The sequence below is a fragment of the Streptomyces sp. NPDC048291 genome, from assembly GCF_043201715.1.
Taxonomy (GTDB): domain Bacteria; phylum Actinomycetota; class Actinomycetes; order Streptomycetales; family Streptomycetaceae; genus Streptomyces.
In genome coordinates this window covers 124,080-144,022 of sequence record NZ_JBICZC010000016.1, presented here as the reverse complement: position 1 = coordinate 144,022, position 19,943 = coordinate 124,080, and the positions used below count along the sequence as shown (strand labels likewise).

Annotated in this window: 16 protein-coding genes and 1 tRNA gene; 10 read left to right on the top strand and 7 right to left on the bottom strand. The window is 73.0% G+C overall.

All coding sequences use genetic code 11. The features are described from left to right. Positions 1-62: 62 nt before the first annotated feature. Positions 63-137, bottom strand: a tRNA-Gln gene (locus tag ACGF5O_RS38520). Between the two features lie 287 nt (positions 138-424). Here ACGF5O_RS38520 and ACGF5O_RS38515 point away from each other — a divergent pair. After that, positions 425-1,759, top strand: a complete 1,335-nt coding sequence (locus ACGF5O_RS38515) for a sensor histidine kinase (RefSeq protein WP_393814573.1) — start codon at positions 425-427, stop codon at positions 1,757-1,759. Between the two features lie 18 nt (positions 1,760-1,777). Here ACGF5O_RS38515 and ACGF5O_RS38510 read toward each other — a convergent pair whose 3' ends face one another. Continuing rightward, positions 1,778-2,275 (bottom strand): SUKH-3 domain-containing protein, encoded by a 498-nt coding sequence (locus ACGF5O_RS38510; protein ID WP_393814572.1) that lies wholly within the window; start codon positions 2,273-2,275, stop codon positions 1,778-1,780. A 110-nt stretch (positions 2,276-2,385) separates the two neighbouring features. Beyond that, positions 2,386-2,925: a YwqJ-related putative deaminase gene (locus ACGF5O_RS38505; protein ID WP_393814571.1), complete on the bottom strand. Its 540-nt coding sequence runs from the start codon at positions 2,923-2,925 to the stop codon at positions 2,386-2,388. A gap of 299 nt (positions 2,926-3,224) precedes the next feature. Between ACGF5O_RS38505 and ACGF5O_RS38500 the strand changes: the two genes are divergently transcribed. From ACGF5O_RS38500 to ACGF5O_RS38480, 5 genes are all read left to right on the top strand, one after another. Next, positions 3,225-4,220 (top strand): SMI1/KNR4 family protein, encoded by a 996-nt coding sequence (locus tag ACGF5O_RS38500; RefSeq protein WP_393814570.1) that lies wholly within the window; start codon positions 3,225-3,227, stop codon positions 4,218-4,220. 8 nt (positions 4,221-4,228) lie between these two features. Then, positions 4,229-6,964 carry an SUKH-4 family immunity protein gene (locus tag ACGF5O_RS38495; RefSeq protein ID WP_393814569.1) on the top strand — a complete coding sequence of 912 codons (2,736 nt, stop codon included), beginning with the start codon at positions 4,229-4,231 and terminating at the stop codon, positions 6,962-6,964. Between the two features lie 115 nt (positions 6,965-7,079). Next, complete coding sequence (locus ACGF5O_RS38490; protein WP_393814568.1) at positions 7,080-7,994, top strand: RNA polymerase subunit sigma-70; 915 nt, start codon at positions 7,080-7,082, stop codon at positions 7,992-7,994. A 101-nt stretch (positions 7,995-8,095) separates the two neighbouring features. Further along, positions 8,096-8,662 carry a dihydrofolate reductase family protein gene (locus ACGF5O_RS38485; protein WP_393814567.1) on the top strand — a complete coding sequence of 189 codons (567 nt, stop codon included), beginning with the start codon at positions 8,096-8,098 and terminating at the stop codon, positions 8,660-8,662. 157 nt (positions 8,663-8,819) lie between these two features. After that, positions 8,820-9,707 (top strand): cellulose-binding protein, encoded by an 888-nt coding sequence (locus ACGF5O_RS38480; RefSeq protein WP_393814566.1) that lies wholly within the window; start codon positions 8,820-8,822, stop codon positions 9,705-9,707. 84 nt (positions 9,708-9,791) lie between these two features. On the opposite strand, the gene ACGF5O_RS38475 is transcribed toward ACGF5O_RS38480, so the two are convergent. Further along, complete coding sequence (locus tag ACGF5O_RS38475) at positions 9,792-11,402, bottom strand: cation acetate symporter (RefSeq protein ID WP_393814565.1); 1,611 nt, start codon at positions 11,400-11,402, stop codon at positions 9,792-9,794. Beyond that, positions 11,399-11,872, bottom strand: coding sequence for a DUF485 domain-containing protein (locus ACGF5O_RS38470; RefSeq protein WP_393814564.1), 474 nt, complete (start codon positions 11,870-11,872; stop codon positions 11,399-11,401). Before ACGF5O_RS38470 ends, ACGF5O_RS38475 begins: the two co-directional genes overlap by 4 nt. Before the next feature lie 335 nt (positions 11,873-12,207). Between ACGF5O_RS38470 and ACGF5O_RS38465 the strand changes: the two genes are divergently transcribed. Beyond that, positions 12,208-13,365, top strand: coding sequence for a hypothetical protein (locus tag ACGF5O_RS38465; protein ID WP_393814563.1), 1,158 nt, complete (start codon positions 12,208-12,210; stop codon positions 13,363-13,365). Positions 13,366-13,459: 94 nt separating this feature from the next. On the opposite strand, the gene ACGF5O_RS38460 is transcribed toward ACGF5O_RS38465, so the two are convergent. Next, the gene (locus ACGF5O_RS38460) at positions 13,460-14,956 is read right to left on the bottom strand and encodes an MFS transporter (RefSeq protein ID WP_393814562.1); all 1,497 of its coding nucleotides are present in this window, start codon (positions 14,954-14,956) and stop codon (positions 13,460-13,462) included. A gap of 488 nt (positions 14,957-15,444) precedes the next feature. On the opposite strand from ACGF5O_RS38460, the gene ACGF5O_RS38455 reads away from it, so the two are divergent. After that, positions 15,445-16,233 carry an ABC transporter ATP-binding protein gene (locus ACGF5O_RS38455; protein WP_362596218.1) on the top strand — a complete coding sequence of 263 codons (789 nt, stop codon included), beginning with the start codon at positions 15,445-15,447 and terminating at the stop codon, positions 16,231-16,233. Next, complete coding sequence (locus tag ACGF5O_RS38450) at positions 16,230-18,809, top strand: ABC transporter permease (RefSeq protein ID WP_393814561.1); 2,580 nt, start codon at positions 16,230-16,232, stop codon at positions 18,807-18,809. Before ACGF5O_RS38455 ends, ACGF5O_RS38450 begins: the two co-directional genes overlap by 4 nt. Positions 18,810-18,958: 149 nt before the next feature. On the opposite strand, the gene ACGF5O_RS38445 is transcribed toward ACGF5O_RS38450, so the two are convergent. Beyond that, positions 18,959-19,366 carry a RidA family protein gene (locus ACGF5O_RS38445; RefSeq protein ID WP_393814560.1) on the bottom strand — a complete coding sequence of 136 codons (408 nt, stop codon included), beginning with the start codon at positions 19,364-19,366 and terminating at the stop codon, positions 18,959-18,961. Positions 19,367-19,463: 97 nt separating this feature from the next. Between ACGF5O_RS38445 and ACGF5O_RS38440 the strand changes: the two genes are divergently transcribed. Then, on the top strand, positions 19,464-19,844 hold the full coding sequence (locus ACGF5O_RS38440; RefSeq protein WP_393814559.1) for a winged helix-turn-helix transcriptional regulator: 381 nt from the start codon (positions 19,464-19,466) through the stop codon (positions 19,842-19,844). Positions 19,845-19,943: the final 99 nt, after the last annotated feature.

Genomic DNA, 19,943 nt, shown 5'->3' with positions numbered 1-19,943 from the left:
GGGCGTTTCGTGGGGGACATGGGAGCGGGCCCTGACGGAGCTGTCAGGGCCCGGACCGGGCGTGGCTCCCCCGCCAGGACTCGAACCCGGACAGATGGCACCAAAAGCCACAGTGCTGCCAATTACACCACGGGGGAAAATTCTCGACTGAACCGGACATTTAGTCGGGCCGCCGAGTGGCGCTCCCTACTATGCCGTACCGGGCGCCTTCGACGCGACGGTGCAAGTCGGCTCCCTCCCGGCCCCCGTGTGTGCCCGTCCGCTCCCGCGGCACCCCGAAGTCCCGCACGCATCGGGTGGATGTGACATACCGTCCGGGCGGAATGATCGGCGCATTTCGGTGGTGTTCGGTTACGGAGTGTGGTGTGGGCGAGTAGACGAAACTCACCGGAAAAGCCCACCCCCGCGCCCGTAGGCTGGAGGCATGACCACGACGGGGGCAGACCACGCGACGGCCTTGAGAGGGCCGTGGTGGTGGTCGCGGTGGCGTAGTGCGGTGCTGGACGTGGGGCTCGCGCTGGTGTCGGCGCTGGAGTGTGCCGCGGAGGGGATTCCGTTCTCGCGGGACGCGGGGATCCCGGTGTCCGCGGGGATCGTGTTCGGTCTGCTGGCCGGTTCCGTGCTGCTGCTGCGCCGGAAGTGGCCGATCGCCGTGGTGCTGGTCGCGATCGCGATCACGCCGGCCCAGATGGGCTTCCTGATGGGCATCGTCGGCCTGTACACGCTGGCCGCGGCGGAGCTGCCGCGGCGGATCATCGTGGCGCTCGCGGGGATGACGTTCCTGGGCACGTTGATCGTGACGTTCGTGCGGGTGCGGCAGAGCATGGCGCGGGGGGATCTGACGCTGGGGGACTGGTTCGTCCCGTTCGCGTCGCTGGCGACTTCGCTGGGGCTGACGGCGCCTCCGGTGCTGCTGGGGTTGTACGTGGGTGCGCGGCGGCGGTTGATGGAGAGCCTGCGGGAGCGGGCGGACAGTCTGGAGCGGGAGCTTCAGCTGCTCGCGGAGCGGGCGGAGGAGCGTGCGGAGTGGGCGCGGGGTGAGGAACGGACGCGGATCGCGCGGGAGATGCACGACGTGGTGGCGCACCGGGTGTCGTTGATGGTGGTGCACGCGGCGGCGTTGCAGGCGGTGGCCCGGAAGGATCCGGAGAAGGCGGTGAAGAACGCGGCGCTGGTGGGGGACATGGGGCGTCAGGCGTTGACGGAGTTGCGGGAGATGCTGGGGGTGCTGCGTTCGGGGGAGGCGGCTCAGCGGCGTACGACGGTGGCCTCGGCTTCTGCCTCGGTGGCGGTTTCGGTGCCGTTGGCCGCGGTGGGGGTGGCGGCCGCGGCGGCGGCTTCGCGGGTGGCGGCCGAGGAGGAGGGGCCGTGGCTGTCGGAGCTGGAGGTGCTGGTGGGGCAGTCGGCGGCGGCGGGGATGGTGGTGGATCTGTCGGTGGAGGGGGATGCGCGGTCGTATGCGGCGGCGATCGAGCAGACGGCGTTCCGGGTGGTTCAGGAGGCGCTGACGAACGTGCACAAGCACGCGGCGGGTGCGAAGACGCATGTGCGGCTGGCGCACCGGGTGGCGGAGATCGCGATGCAGGTGGAGAACGAGCCGCCGCCGGAGCCGGCGTCGGCCGCGTCGGCGGGGTTGCCGTCGGGCGGGAACGGTCTGGTGGGGATGCGCGAGCGGGTGCTGGGGCTGGGCGGGGTGTTCGTGTCGGGGCCGACGGACGCCGGGGGTTTCCGGGTGTCGGCGGTGATTCCGGCGACCTGACCCGCGGCCTCTCGGCCTCTAGAGCCGGGTGGTGAGGCGCCGGGGTTCGACGCCGGCGATGAGGGCGGTCAGGGCGTGGTCGATGTCGGGGCCGACGTACCAGTCGCCCGTGTGGTCGAGGGTGTAGACGCCGCCCTCGGCGTCGATGGCGAGGACGGATTGGGTGTCGGTCTCGGCGCCGAGGGGACAGACCTCGGTGTCGAGGGCGCGGCCGAGGTCGCCGAGGGTGCGGGCCAGGTGGAGGCCGTGCAGGGGGTCGAGGTGGAGGATGGCGGGGGCGACCTGGCGGCCGGTGCCGGCGGGGTTGATGTGCAGGCCGCCGAATTCGGCCCAGGCTTCCACCGCGGCGGGGAAGACGGCGTGCCGGTGTCCGGCGGGTGAGGCGTGCTCGCGCAGGGCGTCGGCCCAGACCTCGGCCTGTTTTATGTCCCAGCGTCCGGGTTGCCAGCCGGCGGCGCGCAGGGCTGCGTCGACGGGCACGGAGAAGCGCGTGGTGGAGGTGCGGTCGGCGTGCATCTGCCCTTCGATCGTCCTGGTTGGTGCGGCGGGTGCGGGTGCGGGTGCTGGTGCTGGTGGTTCGGGTGACTCGGTGGTGCGGGTGTGCGGCGTGTGGGGGCGGGTGTGCGTCAGGCGTCCGTGGTGGTGGGGTCGACGACGCGGACGCCGAAGTGGGCGGTGAGGGCGGCGCAGGCCCGGCAGGGGGCGGCGAAGCTGCCGTGCAGGGGGTCGCCGTCCTCGCGTATGCGGCGGGCGGTGAGCTTGGCCTGCTTGAGGGACTTGCGCGCTTCGCCGTTGGTCATGGGTTTGCGGGCGGCGCGTTTGCTGCGGGCGTCGTCGGCGGCGCTGATGTGCCGGGAGATGAGGATGGCCTCGGCGCAGCGGCCGGTGAAGCGGTCGCGCTGTCCGCTGGGCAGGGTGTCGAGGAACTCCTGGACCAGCGGGTGCAGCGGGGGCGGCTGGTCGCCGCGGGCTGCGGTGCCGGCCAGGGTGGCGCCGCGGACGGAGAGGGCGGCGGCGACGGTGGGCAGGATGCCGTCGCGACGGTGCTGGAGGGTGGGCGCGGGAGGTATTTCGCTGCTGCTCCAGCCGATGCGGGGGTCGCCGTTGGAGGCGCCGTGGGCGGCGCCGGACATGGCGGTGTGTGGTCCCGTCTGTGTGGTGTTCATGATCGTCTTCCCCTCCCGGGCATCCCCCCGAAAGTCACAGACTGCCAAATCCCGTGGCGGGTGCGGTAGCTGGGGCGGTGCGACACGCCCGGGTTTGGGCAGGCTGTCACGGCGGGGTGACGGCTGGTCACGGAACCGGAGGCCCGGTGACCGGGGTTCGTGTACCGCATAGGCTGTCGGCAACCGCGATGGGCGCGGTCGACGCGTCTGGGACGTGGGAGAGACAGCCGGATACGGGCCGTGCCGCGCCGCAGGGGCGTGATGCCGGTTCGTACAGAGTGCCGCAGGGGGCAACCGTCATGACGACAGGTCGGCTCGGGCAGCAGGCCGCGCCGCCGAACGCGGCCTATGCCGGGCAGGTCGTGCATTTCCCGGATCCGGTCCGGGCGGCACGTCACCCGAGAGGGGTACGGATCGACGAGCACGGCTACCCCGACTTCTCGCCCTACGCGCGTGCGGCGGCGGAGATCGCCGATCCGCCGGAGGGTTTCGGCGTCGACGAGTTGCGGCTGACGGACTTCGTGTCCGCGAACGCGGTGCTGGCGGCTTCGGGGCATGAGCTGTGGGACACGGTGCCGGCGGTGGCGACGCCGCACGGCTGGACGTGGCATCACGTGGCGGGGTCGCGGCGGCTGGAACTGGTCCCGGTCGAGGTGAAGGCGCTGCTGCGGCATCACGGCGGGGTGGCGACGGCGCGGGTGGACCACGACAAGCGGGGGACGCGGCCGTTGCAGGAGACGCGTCCGGCGCACTTCGGGCTGCCGAAGTCGGGTGTGGCGGTGTCGGAGTCACAGGTCCAGGGGGTCGAGGAGGACCTCGGGTACCGGCTGCCGGGTGCGTACCGTTCGTTCCTGAAGGCCGCGGGCGGCTGTGCGCCGGTGGGCACGGCGCTGGACGCGGGCCTCGGACTGCTGGTGGACCAGCCGTTCTTCACGGTCCGCGACGAGGCGGCGGTGAACGACCTGGTGTACGTCAACAAGTGCCTGCGCGACCATCTCACCAAGGACTACCTGGGCGTCGGCTTCGTGCAGGGCGGTCTGCTGGCGGTGAAGGTCAAGGGCGACCGGCTGGGTTCGGTGTGGTTCTGCGCGTACGACGACGCGCGTGACGTGGATCCGGGGTGGCCGCCGGCGGAGCGGGTGGAGCGCCTGCTGCTGCCGTGCGGTGAGGACTTCGACGCGTTCCTGTCCCGGCTGGCGGGGTCCCCGCCGGAGTTGGAGACGGTGGCGAACCTGATGGTGGACGGCGGCTTCGCGCATGTTGTCCCGGTCTCTTCTGTTGGCTCGGGGGAGTGAGGTCCGGCATGGTGACGTTCGCGCAGGCGCAGGAGCGCGCGGAGGAGTGGATCAACGGGGACGTGCCCGCGTACCAGCATCGTGAGGTGCGGGTGCGGGAGTTCGGCCTCGGGTTCGTGGTGTGGGGCGAGGACCGTGCGGAGGGCCCGCGGTCGGACGCGGGCGGGCAGCGGCTGGTCATCGCCCGTGACAGCGGTGAGGCCACGCTGTGGCCGGCGCTGCCGGTGGGCGAGGTGATCCGCCGGTACGAGGAGGAGTACGGCCGGGAGGCGGAGGTCGCCGACGCGGTGCCGGCGCCCGCGGCCCGGGTGGACCTGAACCAGACGTCGTTCCTGTTGAGCCCGCCGGAGTGGCTCCAGGAGGCGGCGGACAAGCTGGGTATTCCCGATCGGCGGTCGGGGGGTGACGGGGCGTCGGCGGGTGCGGGTGCCGGCGCGGGTTCCGTTTCCGGCGCGGGTTCCGGTTCCAATGGGCTGGCCGAGACGCAGGCCGGGGTGCCGGCGGGGAGCGGTGGTGCTGCCTGGCCGGCGGCCGGTGCGGGCGCGGCCTCCGGTGCCGGGGCGAGTGCGCCGGGCGCGCACAACGTGCCCGCCGGTGCGACTCCTTGGGCCGGCACCGACACGAACGCCGATGCCGGCGAGGACCGTTCCGTCCCGTTGCCCGCGACGGTGTTCGCGCCGCCGCTGAGCGATGCCGACGACGGTGGCCTGGGAGAGGCCGAGACGGCGCTGATGGCGGGCGGCAGCCAGTTGCCGCGCACGGCGGTGTCTCCGGCGCTCGACGAGGCGAGCGCGCAGGGCGGTGCGCCGCAGGGCGGCACGCCCGCGCCGGCTCCGCAGGACGCCCCGTCGTACGGCTACCCGCAGGGACCGGCGGTTCCCGGTACGCCCCCGCCGGGTGCGGCGGGACGGCCGCAGGCGCCCGTGCCGCCGCCCGCGTCTTCCTACGGTTACCCGCAGGCGCCGCCCGCCCCGAGCTACGGCTATCCGCAGGCACCGGCCGGTGCTCCGGGTGCGCCCCAGCCTCCGGCGGGTCCGGTGGGTCCGGCGGGTCCGGCCGCTCCCGCCGGTCCGGGGCGGCCTCTCGCGCCGAACGCCGGTGACATAGCGGACGCCGCGACGAGCAGGGCCGCGCCGCCTCCGCGCAAGGCGCGCGGCGGGGCCGGTGCGCCGCCTCCGCCGCCGGGCGTCCCGGGTGCGCCGGGAACCCCGGGTGTCCCGGGTGCCCATCCCGGGGGTGCGCCGCAGCCGCCCGCGGGTGGGTATGCGCCGACGCAGATGGTGTCGCCGTCGGGGCCCAAGGGGTCTGAGGGGCCGCCGCGGGTGCCGGGTGCGCCGACTCCGCAGGGCGCCCCCAACCCGCCCGCCGCGCCCGGTGTTCCGGGCGGTCCGCCGCAGGGCGACGTTCAGCATGCGGCCACGATGCTGGCCGGTCCGAGTGGAGTGGGCGGGGGCGTGCAGCAGCCTCCGGGCGCTCCCGGTGCGCCTTTTGCCCCCGGCGCAGCGCAGCCTCCGGGAGCCCCCGGCGTCCCTGGCACGCCTCCCGCGCAGGGCGCTGCCCGTGGTGCGGGCGGGCCGGCGGTTCACCACGCGGAGACGGTGCTGGCCGCGCCCCCGGTGGGAGCTCCGCCCGCCCCCGGTGCGCCGCCCGGCGCCCCGCAGATGCCGCCGCCGATGCCGGCCGGTGCGATGCCGCCGCCCGGCCAGCCCGTTCCCGGCCAGCCCGTTCCCGGCCAGCAGCCGCCGGCGTACGGCTACCCGCAGCAGGGGCAGCCGACGGTCGGGCCGGGATACCAGGCGGTGTTGCGCTACCGGGCGCAGGACGGTTCGGAGCAGCAGCTGATCCGGCGTTCGGCGCCGGGCACTCCGCACCCGGAGTGGCAGATCTTCCACGAGCTGCGGGCCATGAACGTGCCGCCGGACCAGGTGCTGGAGCTGCACACCGAGTTGGAGTCGTGCGAGCTGCCGGGTGCCTACTGCGCGCGGATGATCCGGGAGCAGTGGCCGCAGGCGCGGCTCGCGAGCATCGCGCCGTACGGCACGGATCACGCGAGCCGGCAGCAGGGGATGCGGCAGTTGCTGGCGCATCAGGGCGAGTTGCACCAGGTGGCGGCGGGTCCCGCGCGGCCCGCGCCGGTGCGGGCGCCGTTGCCGCAGGTGCAGGCGGCGCCGCCGATCCCGCCCGAGGCGATCGCGCAGGAGCTGGCGGCGGCGTTCGGTCCCGGTGTGTTCCGGTTCGAGCAGGCGGCGGTGTCGCGCCAGGGCGTGCCGCCGGTCGTGGCGCACACGCTGGTGGCGGCGGGGCTGCCGCTGGACATGGGGCCGTTCTTCTGGGCGCAGGCGCAGCCGGGCCGGCCGGTGCCGACGCTGGCGGAGCTGGCGCAGGAGCGCGGGTTGCAGCCGGCGTCGGACGCGGCGTCGTACCTCGTGATGGGGACCGACTTCGGCAAGGCGCTCTGTGTGCAGTACGGCACCGCGAACATCGTGGCCGTGCCCGTGGAGGCGGGGCCGGGCGGGGCGTCCGCGCCGCCGCAGTTCGTGAACACGGGGCTGCCGGAGTTCGCCCGCTGTCTGGCGCTGCTGGGCCGGATGTGGCGGCTCAGGTTCGGCCTGAACCAGGAGCAGGCGGGCCGCTGGACCGTCGACTTCCAGGCCCAGCTGGCCTCCCTGGACCCGGCGGCGCTCGGTTCGCCGGAGAGCTGGTGGTCGGTGCTGCTGGAGCAGATGTGGGACGGGCTGCTGTGATGCGGCGGTAGGAACGACCGGTGAGGGCCGGTCCGGTCGGTTGACCGGACCGGCCCTCCGCGCGTGTGCACGGCTTCGCCCCCCGGCGTGCGGGCCGCGCGGGCATGATGGGCGGGTGGACTTCGAGCCGTACCGGGGCGAGTTGGTGGCGTACTGCTATCGGATGCTGGGCTCGTTCCACGAGGCCGAGGACCTGGTGCAGGAGACCATGCTGCGCGCCTGGAAGGCCCGCGACCGCTACGACCCGGCGCGGGCGTCGGTGCGGACCTGGCTGTACCGGATCGCGACGAACGTGTGCCTGACGGCGCTTCAGGGGCGCGCGCGAAGGCCGTTGCCGTCGGGGCTCGGGGCGCCCGGCGCGGACCCGGAGGCGCCGCTGACGCCGGCGCTCGACGTGCCGTGGCTGGAGCCGTTCCCCGACGCGCGCTTCGACGTGGAGGTGCGCGCGGATCTGCGGCTCGCGCTGGTGGCGGCGTTGCAGCTGCTGCCCGCGCGGCAGCGGGCCGTGCTGGTGCTGCGCGAGGTGCTGGAGTTCAGTGCCGTCGAGGTCGCGGACCAGTTGGAGACGTCGGTGCCGGCGGTGAACAGCGCGCTGCAGCGGGCGCGGGCCGCTCTCGCGGGCACGGGCGCCGCGGACGAGGTGGCCGAGCCGGACGATCCCGGGGTGCGGGAGGCGGTCCGGAGGTACGCGCGGGCGTTCGAGGCGGCGGATGTGCCCGCGCTCGTACGGCTGCTCACCGACGACGCGGTCCTGGAGATGCCGCCGCTGGCGCTGTGGTACCGGGGCCGTGACGGCTACGGCCTGTTCATGGAGCGCGTGTTCCGGATGCGCGGGACCGGCTGGCGTACGCGCCTGCTGAGCGTCAGCGCACAGCCCGCGCTCGCCGCGTACGCCCCGGAGCCCGGCGGCGGGCACCGGCTGCACAGCGTGCAGGTCTTCACGGTCACCGGCGACGGCCGGATCGCGCGCAACACGGTGTTCACGGACCCGGGCGTACTGACGGCGCTGGCACCGCCGGAAGTTCCCTGAAGCAGCTGAAGAAGTCCCCTGAAGAAGTTCCGTCGACGCCGATGAGTCCGCCCCGTGCCGCCGGTATGTACCGGTGACCATCGAGCGAAGGGACAACCGTCATGAGCGTTGTCGTCATCGAATTCACCACCCTGGACGGGATCGTGTCCGACCCCGACGGCTCCGGAGGCACACCGTACGGCGGCTGGATCTTCCGGTTCGGCCGGGAGGAGATCGCCGGGGACAGGTTCGGTCTGGGCCGCACCCTGGACGACGGGGTCGTACTGCTGGGACGTTCCACCTGGGAGGCGTTCTCCCGGGTGTGGCCGGGCCGGGACGACGACTTCTCCACGCGCCTGAACGCCGCACCGAAGCTGGTCGCCTCCCGCACCCTGTCCGGCGGGTCCGCCGTGTCCGCGTGGGCGAACTCCCGTCTCCTCGACGGTGATCTCCTGGACGCCGTGAAGACCGAGCGGCGGGACGTGGTGGTCATGGGCAGCATCGGGGTCGTCCAGGCCCTGGCGGACGCGGACCTGGTCGACGAGTACCGGCTGCTGACCTTCCCCACCGTCCTCGGCGCCGGCCGGCCGCTCTTCCCGGCCGGCGGGCCGCCCGCCGAGCTGGAGTGTCTGTCCGCGGAACGCGTGGGTGCGACGGTGCTGACCCGCTACCGAAGGGCGCGCGGCTGAGCTTTCGCGCCCCCTGACGCGCTTTCCCCTCTCCGGTGCGGCGTGCGGTGTTTCCGGCGCGGCAAGCGGAGTGTCGCGTTATGAACACTTACGTCCGATCCATCAAGATATCCGCGAAATCATCATTTCGTGCGGGTCCGGCGGAGAGGGGTTCCAGGTGAGCAGCGCATCGATGTCGCCGTACGAGTTCGTGACCGTCCGGGGGCGTGGTTACTGCCCCGACGAGGTCGACGCGTTCATGGTGGTGCTCGGCGAGGACCGGGACGCGGCCTGGGAGCGGGCCGCGCGGCTCACCGTGCTCGCCAAGGAGATGGAGGCGGAGGCCGAGCGGATGCGCGCCGTGGTCGAGGAGCTTCCGCCGCAGACGTACGAGGCGCTCGGGGACCGCGCGCACCGGATCTTCCGGCTCGTGGCGGAGGAGGCGAAGAACCTGCGCGAGGGCGCCCGGCGCGAGCTGACGGAGGGGGTCGTGGAGGCCGCGGCGCTCGCCGACGGCGAGTGCGACGCGGTGCGGGAGCAGGCCGAGGCGCTCCGCACGGACACCGAGGAACGCGCCCGCCAGCTGCTGCTCGCCGCGAACGCCGAGGCGGAGGACATCCGCATCGGCGCCCGTCTTGAGGTCAAGGAGCAGCGGGGCGAGGCCCTCTCGGCGCTGCGCGAGGTGCGGCAGCGCACCACCGGGATGCTCGCCGAGCAGGCCAAGGAGCACGCCGAACGCTGGGCCGAGGAGGAGCGTGAGGAGGCCGCGCGCGCCGCCGCGGTCGACGCGCACAACGCCGAACGCATCGCGCGCGCCGAGGCCGCCCTGGCGGAGGCGGAGCGGGCCCTGGAGGAGGCCGGGGAGTCGGCGCGCCGCTCCGAGGAGGAGGCGCAGGTGCGGGCCGACGAGGTCCTCGCGGAGGCCAAGGCCACTGAGGAGCACGTCGCGCGGGAGACCGAGCGGGTGCTGCGCGAGCACGGCGAGACCTGGGACGACGTGCAGGCGCACATGGACCACATGCGGGACAGCCTCGTGACGCTGACGGGGCGCGCGGCGGCGGAATAGCGCCCCGCGCCCGGCCCGGCGCCGTCGCCTCCCTCTCCGCTGACGCCCACTGGGCTCCCGTTCGGGCTCCCACCCGGCTCCCTCTCAGCTCCCCCTCCGCACCGCCCCCGCCAGGATCCACCCCTCCACCGCCTCGTACTGCCGGCGCTGTTCCGCGGCCCGGCGCCGGCCGGAGGCCACCGTCCCCAGCCAGCCCAGGAAGAACCCGGCCGGGATGGAGACGAGGCCGGTGGTGGTGAAGGGGAACCAGTTGAAGTCGGCGTGCGGGAAGGCGGCGCCCGGTGAGCCCGAGACCAGGTTCGTGCCGGGCATCAGCAGCAGCACGGTGAGGCTGCCGCCGAGCAGGGTGCAGAGCAGGCCGGTGCGGGTGTAGCGGCGCCAGAAGAGGCCGTAGACCAGGGCGGGGGCGAGGGCGGAGGCGCCGATGCAGAAGGAGAGGGTGATCAGGGGCTGCAGGCTGTGGTGCTGGACCAGGACCGCCAGCAGGATCGTGGGAACTCCTATGGCGAGCGCGGAGACGCGGGCCAGGGTCATCTCGCGGCGGGCCGGCATCTCCTGGACGCGGGTCGCGAAGACGTCGTGGGCGAGGGAGTTGGCGCAGGCGAGGATCATGCCGGCGACGCTGGCGAGCAGGGTCAGGAAGACCGCCGTGGTGACCGTGGTGAAGAGCAGGGTCTCCGCCGTCGACACGTGGGCTCCGAAGGCCGCGCGGGAGCCCAGCAGGTAGGCGGTGTTGCCCTGCGGGTCGGCCGCGGTGACGGCGGCGCGGCCGACCAGGGCGGTGGCGCCGAAGCCGACGACGGCGACGACCGGCACGAACAGGGCCACGCACGACACCGCCCAGGACATCGAGCGGCGGACCTGCCGGGCGCTGGAGGCGGTGTACATGCGCATGGTGATGTGCGGCAGGCAGGCGCCGCCGAGGACGACGGTCAGCTCCGAGCTGATCATGTCCAGGCGGGGGGCGGGACCGCCGCCGAACTGGAGGCCGGACTGCAGGTAGGCGGTTCCGGCGCCGCTGCCCCGGGCCGCCGCGGCGAGCAGGGCGCCCGGGTCCCAGTCGAAGCGGTGCAGGACCAGCAGGGCGGCCACGGTGCCGGAGCCGAGCAGCATCACGATCTTCAGGATCTGGATGAGGGCGGTGCCCTTCATGCCGCCGATGGCCGCGTAGCTGATCATCAGGGCGCCGAGGCCGATGACGCAGCCGGTCTGCACGGTCTCGTTGGAGAAGCCGAGGACGAAGGCCATCAGCTGGCCGGCGCCGGCGAGCTGGACCAGCATCAGCGGCAGCAGGGCGGCGACGGTCACCGCGCAGGCCGCGATCCGTACGCCGCGGCCGGGCATCCGGCGGGCCAGCGCGTCGCCCATGGTGAACCGGCCCGCGTTGCGCAGCGGTTCGGCCAGCAGGAACATCAGGAGCAGCAGCGACAGGGCCGTGCTGAGGGCGAGGACGACGCCGTCGTAGCCGCACAGGGCGATCACGCCGGCGGTGGCGAGGACGCCGGCCCCGGAGATGTAGTCGCCGGCGATGGCCAGGCCGTTGCGGAGCGGGGAGAGGGAGCCGTAGCCGGTGTAGAACTCGTCGAGGTCGTCGCGGTCCGGGCCGGTCATCACGCACAGCAGGAGCGTGAGCGTGGCGACGGCGGTGAAGGCGACCAGCGACATGGACTGGGCGGAGCCGCTGAAGCCGGTCACCGCAGGGCCCCGCGCCTGGCGTCCAGTTCCGCGGTCCTGCGGATGCGGTCGGCGAGCGGGTCGACGTGGCGCCGCGCGGTGTGCTCGTAGAGGGCGATCGCCAGCCAGGTGACGGGGAGTTGGAGGAGGGCGAGGAGCAGCCCCGCGGGTACGCCGTCGGCGACCGTGCTCGTCATCAAGCCCGGGGCGAACGCCGACAGCACCAGGAACAGGGTGAAGTAGCCGAGCGCGGTGAGGGCCGCGGTGCGCCGCTGGAGGCGGTAGGCGCCGCGCAGCACCCGCAGGTCGCTGTGGTGGCCGACCGGCTCCCGGCGCGGCGCGTGGCGGGGACTCGGCGGCTCGGGCGGCAGCGGCTGCCAGGGGTAGGTGAGGTGCGACGGATCCCGCGGGGAGAGGCCGGAAAGGCCATAAGGGGCCGCGGAGTCGGCTGGATCGGCTGGGTCGGCTGGGCCGGAAAGGTCGTGGGACATCCCGGTGCTCCTTGCGTGGCTCGGGTCCGTGGCGGCGGACCGCAGGGAGAGGAGGGAGCGGGGGACGCACGTTACTCGCAGGTATCCGGGGCGTGCGGCCATTTTCGGCAACTGGCCGCCCGGTACGCGCTTACTTCACGCGAACGTGTCTGACCTCGGGTGTTACCCGCGTTAACCCGGATTCTCCCGCGCGCCTCGATCCGCGGCGGCTCGGGTGGTGCTCCTGCCTCTCGCCGGCCGCTACAACTGTTCGACGGCGGTGGGAGTCTGATGGGCGGGGCGCGCCGTGACCCGCCGTTCGCCCGTACGTCGCCGATGCTTCACCTGGGGGCCCCGTGTTCCAGACCACTTCCGGACTTCGCGTCCTCGGGCGGGCCGTCGGCGCGTTCGGCGCCCTCTGCCTGGTCGCGCCGGGTGCCACCCCTGCCGCGCCCGCCGTGGCCGCCTCGGCCGACGATCCGTCGGCCGGGGTGGTCCTGGGCAGGATGGCCTCGGTCGACGGGGTCGAGCCGGGCGGCACCGTCCAGGTGCCCGCCGGCTTCACCAACACGGGCACGGAGGCGCTCCGCAAGGTCTGGCTGACGTACACACTCAGCCACGGACTGGCCCATCCGGACCGGGCCGAACTCCCTTCCAACTGCACGTACACGACGATCACCGTGGTGGACGGGCAGTCGGACAGGACCGAAGTGATCTGCGAGTTCGACCAGACGGTGCGGCCCGGTGTCGTCTACGCGCCCGGGAGGCAGCTGACCTTCCCCGTGCGCGGCAGCGCGTTGTACGAGGTGGTCGGGGTGAAGGCCGAGATCGCCGGGTACCCCTACGCCGGAGACAACTTCACCCCGGAGGTGCACGGAACCGCGCCCGCGGTCGAGCTGGCCGAGCGGCCCGACGCCACCCCGGCGCCCGCGGGCAGCGCGGAGAACAGCCGCTGGGACGCGGCCGACGTGCCGGTGACCGCCGTGAACACGGCCGACTTCAGGGTCACCGGGGCGCGGTTGCAGGGAGGCGTCGGGGACACCGTCCCCCTGACCGTGAGCTTCACCGACGCCGGACCCGGCTGGGTGCAGCGGCGTGACCGGGCCGCTGCCGCCCGGATCGTGGTCAGGATGCCCTCCGGTACGACGGTGGCCAAGGCCGACCCCTACTGCCGCAGGACGGGGCCCGGTGAGTACGTCTGCGGCGTCGACTTCCCCTGGGTCGAGGAAGGGTACGAGCGGAGCTACGCCTTCCGCCTGAGGATCGACAAGGCGGTGTCGGGGGCCCGGGGTTCAGTCGGACTGACCAGCGCGTCCCGGCCGTTCGACACCGACACGGGGAACGACGAGGCCGGCATCCGGCTCGACGTCACCGGCGCCGCCGGGTCGTCCGGCGGCGACACGGCGGACACCGGTGGCGGTACGGCCCTCCCGCTCGTCGGCGCCGTCGTGGCGGCCCTCGCCCTCGGCGCGGGCGCGGTCCTGGTGGTGCGCCGCCGCGCGAACGGGCGGTAGCGGGAGCGGGCTTCCGGGCGGCGGCGGTCGCGCGTGGCGGACGGCCGCGATCACTCGTGGTCGGCGGCGGTCGCGCGTGGCGGAGCAGTCGCCCTCAGTGCTCCGTCAGGACCGGAAAACGCCGGGGTGCCAGGACCAGGAGCACCAGGAACGCCAGTGCGGCCGCGCACGCCGCGCCGAAGTACACCGCGTGGACGGCGTCCGCGACGGCGTGCCGGGTGGCCTCGGGGGCCGTTCCGTCGTCCAGCGTGCGGGTGACGGAGTCGAGGTCGCCCGCGCCGCCCAGCCTGGACGCCAGCACCCCGTTGGCGACCGCGCCGAACACCGACGCCCCGATCGTCTGGCCGGTCTGCCGGCAGAACAGCACCGACGCGGTCGTCGTGCCCCGCTCCGCCCAGCCCACCGTCGACTGCACGCCCACGAGCAGCGGCAGCTGGAACAGGCCCAGCGCGGCGCCGAGCAGGAGCATCAGCAGCGTCGGCTGCCAGGCCGACCCCGGGTAGGGCAGGAACGGGAACGCGAACAGGACCAGCGCGGCCGTGCCGATGCCGAGCAGCGCGGTGTCGCGGAAGCCGATCCGCCGGTACACGTGCTGGCTGAGGGCGGCCGAGACCGGCCAGCTCAGCGTCCACACCGACAGCACGAACCCGGCGGCCACCGGCGCGAGCCCGAGCACCGACTGCGCGTACGTCGGCAGGAACACCGTCGGCGCCACCATCAGCAGGCCGAGCGCGCCGAGCGCGAGGTTGACGGCCGCGATCGTACGGCGCCGCCACACCCACCCCGGGATGATCGGCTCGGCCGCCCGGCGCTCGATCCACACCACGAGACCCGCCAGCGCGAACCCGCCGGCGAACAGCGCGCACGACGGCGCGGACCACCACGCCCACGCCACCCCGCCCTGGACGAGCGCCGTCAGCAGCACGCCCCCGCAGGCGAAGACCGCCAGCGCGCCCGCCCAGTCCACCCGCGGGGGCGTGCGCGGCGCGCGCACCGGCTCGTGGAGGTGGCGCACTATCAGCCAGAGCGCCGCCGCGCCGATCGGCAGGTTGACCAGGAAGATCCACCGCCAGTCCGCGTACGCGGCCAGCACCCCGCCGAGCCCCGGCCCGGCGACCGCCGACACCGCCCACACCGTGGACAGCTTCGACTGGATCTTCGGGCGCTCCTTCAGCGGGTACAGGTCGGCGGCGAGGGTCTGCACGGTGCCCTGGAGTGCCCCGCCGCCGAGGCCCTGCACGATCCGGAACGCGATCAGCGCGGCCATGTTCCAGGCGACCGCGCACAGCAGCGACCCCAGCAGGAACACCGCGGCGCCCGCGACCAGCACCGGCTTGCGGCCGAAGGTGTCGGAGAGCTTGCCGTACACCGGCAGGGTCACCGTCACGGCCAGCAGATAGCCCGAGAACAGCCAGGAGAAGACGGAGAAGCCGCCGAGGTCGCCGACGATCTGCGGTACGGCGGTGGAGACGACGGTGGAGTCGAGCGCCGCCAGCGCCATCGAGAGCATCAGCGCGGCCACCACGGCCCCGCGCCGGCCCGTCCCCGACTCCCGGCCCGCCGCGCGTATCGCGGGTGTCGTGCTCCCCACCCCGGATCCCCTCCCCGTGTGCCCCTCATGCATCTATGTCGTGTACGACAGCTTCCCATCCGCCCGCACCCGGCGGGAGTAGGCGTCCACCTGGCAAGAACGGGCCGCCACCCGGCGGGAACCGGCGGCGACTTGACCCTCACGCCACGGGAGGGTGGAGGCTGCCCGGGTCGAAGGGTGGAGACCGACCCCGAGAAGGACTCCACCCGTCGGTGGACTTCCCCTAGGGGGTTCTCCGTACTACGGCTCGGGGAGGGTTCGTACCGCCGGAGGACGAGACGGCGCCCCGTCCGTCCTTAACCTGGCTTTACGCCGCCGGGGGGCGGTTGACCGAACCGGCGGGGGTGGGGTTTTCCCCCGGGCAGGACGGGGCTTCGCACCAGCGCGGAGCGGCCCCTCCTGCCGCCAGACTCGTCGTCGTACCGACCACCGCACAGCAACGCACGGCACCACGCTGTGCGTTCGCTGACCGATTTAGGAGACATACCGTGACATCGGCTGTGACCATTCCCAGGCACGGGGGTACTGGAGGGCGTACGGCCGTTGCCGCGCGGGCGCGGCAGGTCGTCAAGGCGTACGGGGCCGGGGAGACCCGGGTCGTCGCCCTGGACCACGTCGACGTGGACATAGCGCGGGGGCAGTTCACCGCGATCATGGGCCCCTCGGGGTCCGGCAAGTCCACCCTGATGCACTGCCTCGCCGGGCTCGACACCGTGACGAGCGGTCAGATCTACCTGGACGAGACCGAGATCACCGGCCTGAAGGACAAGAAGCTCACCCAGCTGCGCCGGGACCGGATCGGCTTCATCTTCCAGGCGTTCAACCTGCTGCCGACGCTGAACGCGCTGGAGAACATCACGCTGCCCATGGACATCGCCGGGCGCAGGCCCGACAAGGAGTGGCTGCGGCGCGTGGTCGACACCGTGGGGCTCGCGGACCGGCTCAAGCACCGCCCCACCCAGCTCTCCGGAGGCCAGCAGCAGCGCGTGGCCGTGGCGCGCGCCCTCGCCGCCCGCCCCGAGATCATCTTCGGGGACGAGCCGACCGGAAACCTCGACTCCCGCGCGGGCGCGGAGGTCCTCGGCTTCCTGCGCAGCTCCGTCGACGACCTGGGCCAGACCATCGTGATGGTCACGCACGACCCGGTCGCCGCCTCCTACGCGGACCGCGTGCTCTACCTCGCCGACGGCCGGATCGTCGACGAGATGTTCAAGCCGACCGCGGACACCGTCCTGGACCGCATGAAGGACTTCGACGCGCGGGGGCGTACGTCATGACCGTCCTGAAGACCTCGATGCGCAACTTCTTCGCGCACAAGGGGCGGATGGCCCTGTCCGCGGTCGCCGTCCTGCTCTCGGTGGCGTTCGTGTGCGGCACGCTGGTGTTCACCGACACCATGAACACGACGTTCGACAAGCTGTTCGCGGCGACCTCGTCCGACGTGACGGTCAGCGCCAAGGGCGCCTCCGACACCGGGGCGACCACCTCCGACAACGGCAGGCCGCCGGTCATGCCGGCCGCGGTGGTCGGCAGGGTCCGCGCCGCGACCGGCGTCAAGGCTGCGGAGGGCACGGTCTTCTCGACCTCCGTGACCGTGGTGGACGCCAAGAAGGACAGCCTGTCGCCGTCCAGCGGCGCGCCGACCATCGTCGGCAGCTGGAACTCCAACGACGCCCGCACCATGAAGATCACCTCCGGTACGGCGCCCGGGAACTCCGGCCAGGTCATGGTGGACGCCGACACCGCCGACAAGCACCACCTGAAGCTGGGCGACGAGATCGGCGTGATCAGCGCGGTCGGCACGCACACCGCGAAGATCTCCGGCATCGCCGACTTCACCGTCACCAACCCCGGTGCCGCGATCTTCTACCTGGACACGAAGACCGCCCAGCGCACGCTCGTCGGGCGGACCGGCGTCTTCACGAACGTCAACGTGACGGCCGCGCCGGGCGTGACGGACGCGCAGCTGAAGAAGAACGTCGTCGGCGAACTCGGCGCCGCCTACAAGGTGCAGACCGCCAAGGAGACCGCCGACGCCAACCAGAAGGACGTCGAGAGCTTCCTGGACGTCATGAAGTACGCGATGCTCGGCTTCGCCGGGATCGCCTTCCTGGTCGGCATCTTCCTGATCATCAACACCTTCTCGATGCTGGTCGCCCAGCGCACCCGGGAGATCGGCCTGATGCGGGCCATCGGCGCCGGCCGCCGCCAGGTCAACCGGTCCGTGCTCGTCGAGGCCCTGCTGCTCGGCGTGGTCGGCTCCGTCCTGGGCGTCGGCGCGGGCGTCGGCATCGCGGTCGGCCTGATGAAGCTGATGGGCTCCATGGGCATGCACCTGTCGACCAGTGACCTGACGGTCGCCTGGACCACCCCGGTGCTCGGCCTGATCCTCGGCGTCGTCGTCACCGTCCTCGCCGCCTACCTCCCCGCACGCCGCGCCGGCAAGGTCTCCCCGATGGCCGCGCTGCGCGACGCGGGCGCCCCCGCCGACGCCCGGGCGGGCCGCATACGCGCCCTGGTCGGCCTCGTGCTGACCGGTGCCGGCGGCTACGGCCTCTACCTGGCCTCGACCAGCTCGAAGGCCACGCAGGGCTCGGCCTGGCTCGGCCTCGGCATCGTCCTCACCCTCCTCGGGTTCGTCGTCATCGGCCCGCTGCTCGCGGGCGGTGTCGTACGGGTCCTGGGCGCCGTCCTGCTGCGGATGTTCGGGCCGGTCGGGCGCATGGCCGAACGCAACGCGCTGCGCAACCCGCGCCGCACCGGCGCCACCGGCGCCGCCCTGATGATCGGACTGGCGCTGGTCGCCTGCCTCTCGGTGGTCGGCTCCTCCATGGTCGCCTCCGCGAGCGACCAGCTCGACAAAACCGTCGGCACCGACTTCATCATCCAGTCCGACAGCGGCCAGCGGATCACCCCGCAGGCGGTCAAGGCCGTCAAGGACGTGCCCGGACTCGCGCGGGTCACCGAGTACCGCACCACCACGGCCGACTACACCACGCCCGACGGCAAGACGCTCAAGGACACCGACATCACGGCCGCCGACCCGACGTACGCGACCGACCTGCGCACCAAGACCGTCGCCGGCGACCTCAAGGACGCCTACCTGCCCGACTCGATGTCCGTGTACGACAAGTTCGCCACGGCGCACGACATCCGCCTCGGCTCGAAGATCACCGTCAGCTTCAAGGACGGCCGCACGGCCCACCTCACGGTCCGGGCGATCACCAGCAGCGACGGCCTGATCGACGCCGGCTCCAAGTACACGAACATCACCACGCTCGCCAAGTACGTGCCGGCCGCCAAGATGCCCCTCGACGACCTGGTCTTCGCCACCGCCAGGTCCGGGCAGCAGGACACCGCGTACACGGCGCTCAAGTCCGCGCTGCACGGCTACCCGCAGTACACCGTGCGCGACCAGACCGACTACAAGAAGGCGCTCAAGGACCAGATCGGCCAGCTCCTGAACCTGATCTACGGCCTGCTCGCCCTCGCGATCATCGTCGCGGTCCTCGGTGTCGTGAACACCCTGGCCCTGTCGGTGGTCGAACGGACCCGCGAGATCGGCCTGATGCGGGCCATCGGCCTCTCCCGCCGCCAGCTGCGCCGCATGATCCGCATGGAGTCCGTGGTGATCGCCCTCTTCGGCGCCCTGCTGGGCCTCGGCCTGGGCATGGGCTGGGGCGCCACCGCCCAGAAGCTGCTCGCCCTCCAGGGCCTGAAGGTCCTGGAGATCCCGTGGCCGACGATCATCGGGGTCTTCGTCGGCTCGGCCTTCGTGGGCCTGTTCGCCGCCCTGGTCCCGGCGTTCCGCGCGGGCCGCATGAACGTCCTGAACGCGATCGCGACCGACTGACCGCGACCGCCCGGGAGACCACCGCACACGGGGGTTGCGGGGGACGTCCGGCGCCGAGCAGCCACGGGGGCTGCTCGGCGTCGGACGCGTTTCCGCCGCCGTCCGCCGTCCGCCGTCCGCCGTCCGCCGTCCCGGCCCGTCCGGCCCGTTCAGTCGAGTACGGCGACGGCCTCGATCTCGACCAGGTGCTCGGGTACGTCCAGTGCCGCGACGCCGATCAGCGTGGCCGGCGGCACCGGGGTGACCCCCAGGGTCCTGGCCGCCCGGGAGACGCCGTCCAGGAGCGCGGGCATCTTGTCGGGGGTCCAGTCGACGACGTAGAAGGTCAGCTTCGCCACGTCGTCGAAGGACGCGCCGGCCCCGGACAGGGCGGTGGCGATGTTCACGTAGCACCGCTCGACCTGGGCGGCGAGATCGCCCGCGCCGACCGTGCCGCCGTCGGCGTCCCAGGCCACCTGCCCGGCGACGAAGACCAGCCTCGATCCCGACGCGACCGCCACCTGCCGGTAGACGTCGACCGTGGGCAGCCCGCTCGGGTTCACCAGGGTGATGGACATGTCGTACCGCCTCCGTGCTCTCTTGTGGTTACCCGGAAACCGTAGGAGAGTCATCGTTGACGTGGAAGAACGCACTTTTCGGTGACTGGGGAACCTGATGGTGACCAAGCAGTTCGACGGCCCGGCCGAGGACGCGGACCTCAGGCGCGCGGACTCGCTCGCGCGGGAGATCTTCACCGACATCGCCAACAAGTGGGCGTTCCTGATCATCGAGGCGCTCGGCGGGGGCACCCTGCGGTTCAGCGGGCTGCGGGCGGAGGTCGAGGGCATCAGCCACAAGATGCTCACCCAGAACCTGCGCATGCTGGAGCGCAACGGCATGGTCGAGCGGACCGTCCACCCCACCGTGCCGCCCCGCGTCGAGTACACCCTCACCGAGGCCGGCCACGGGCTGCGGGCGACGGTCGACGGCATGTGCGACTGGACCCAGCGCTACCTCGGCCACATCGAGGAGGCCCGGCGGCGCTTCGACGGCTGAGGCACGGCAGACGGCACGGCCGGCGGAGGTGCGCGATTCGCGCGGCATATGTGACCTGAGGTGTTCGCGACGGAGGTTATCCACAGCCCCGGCACGCAC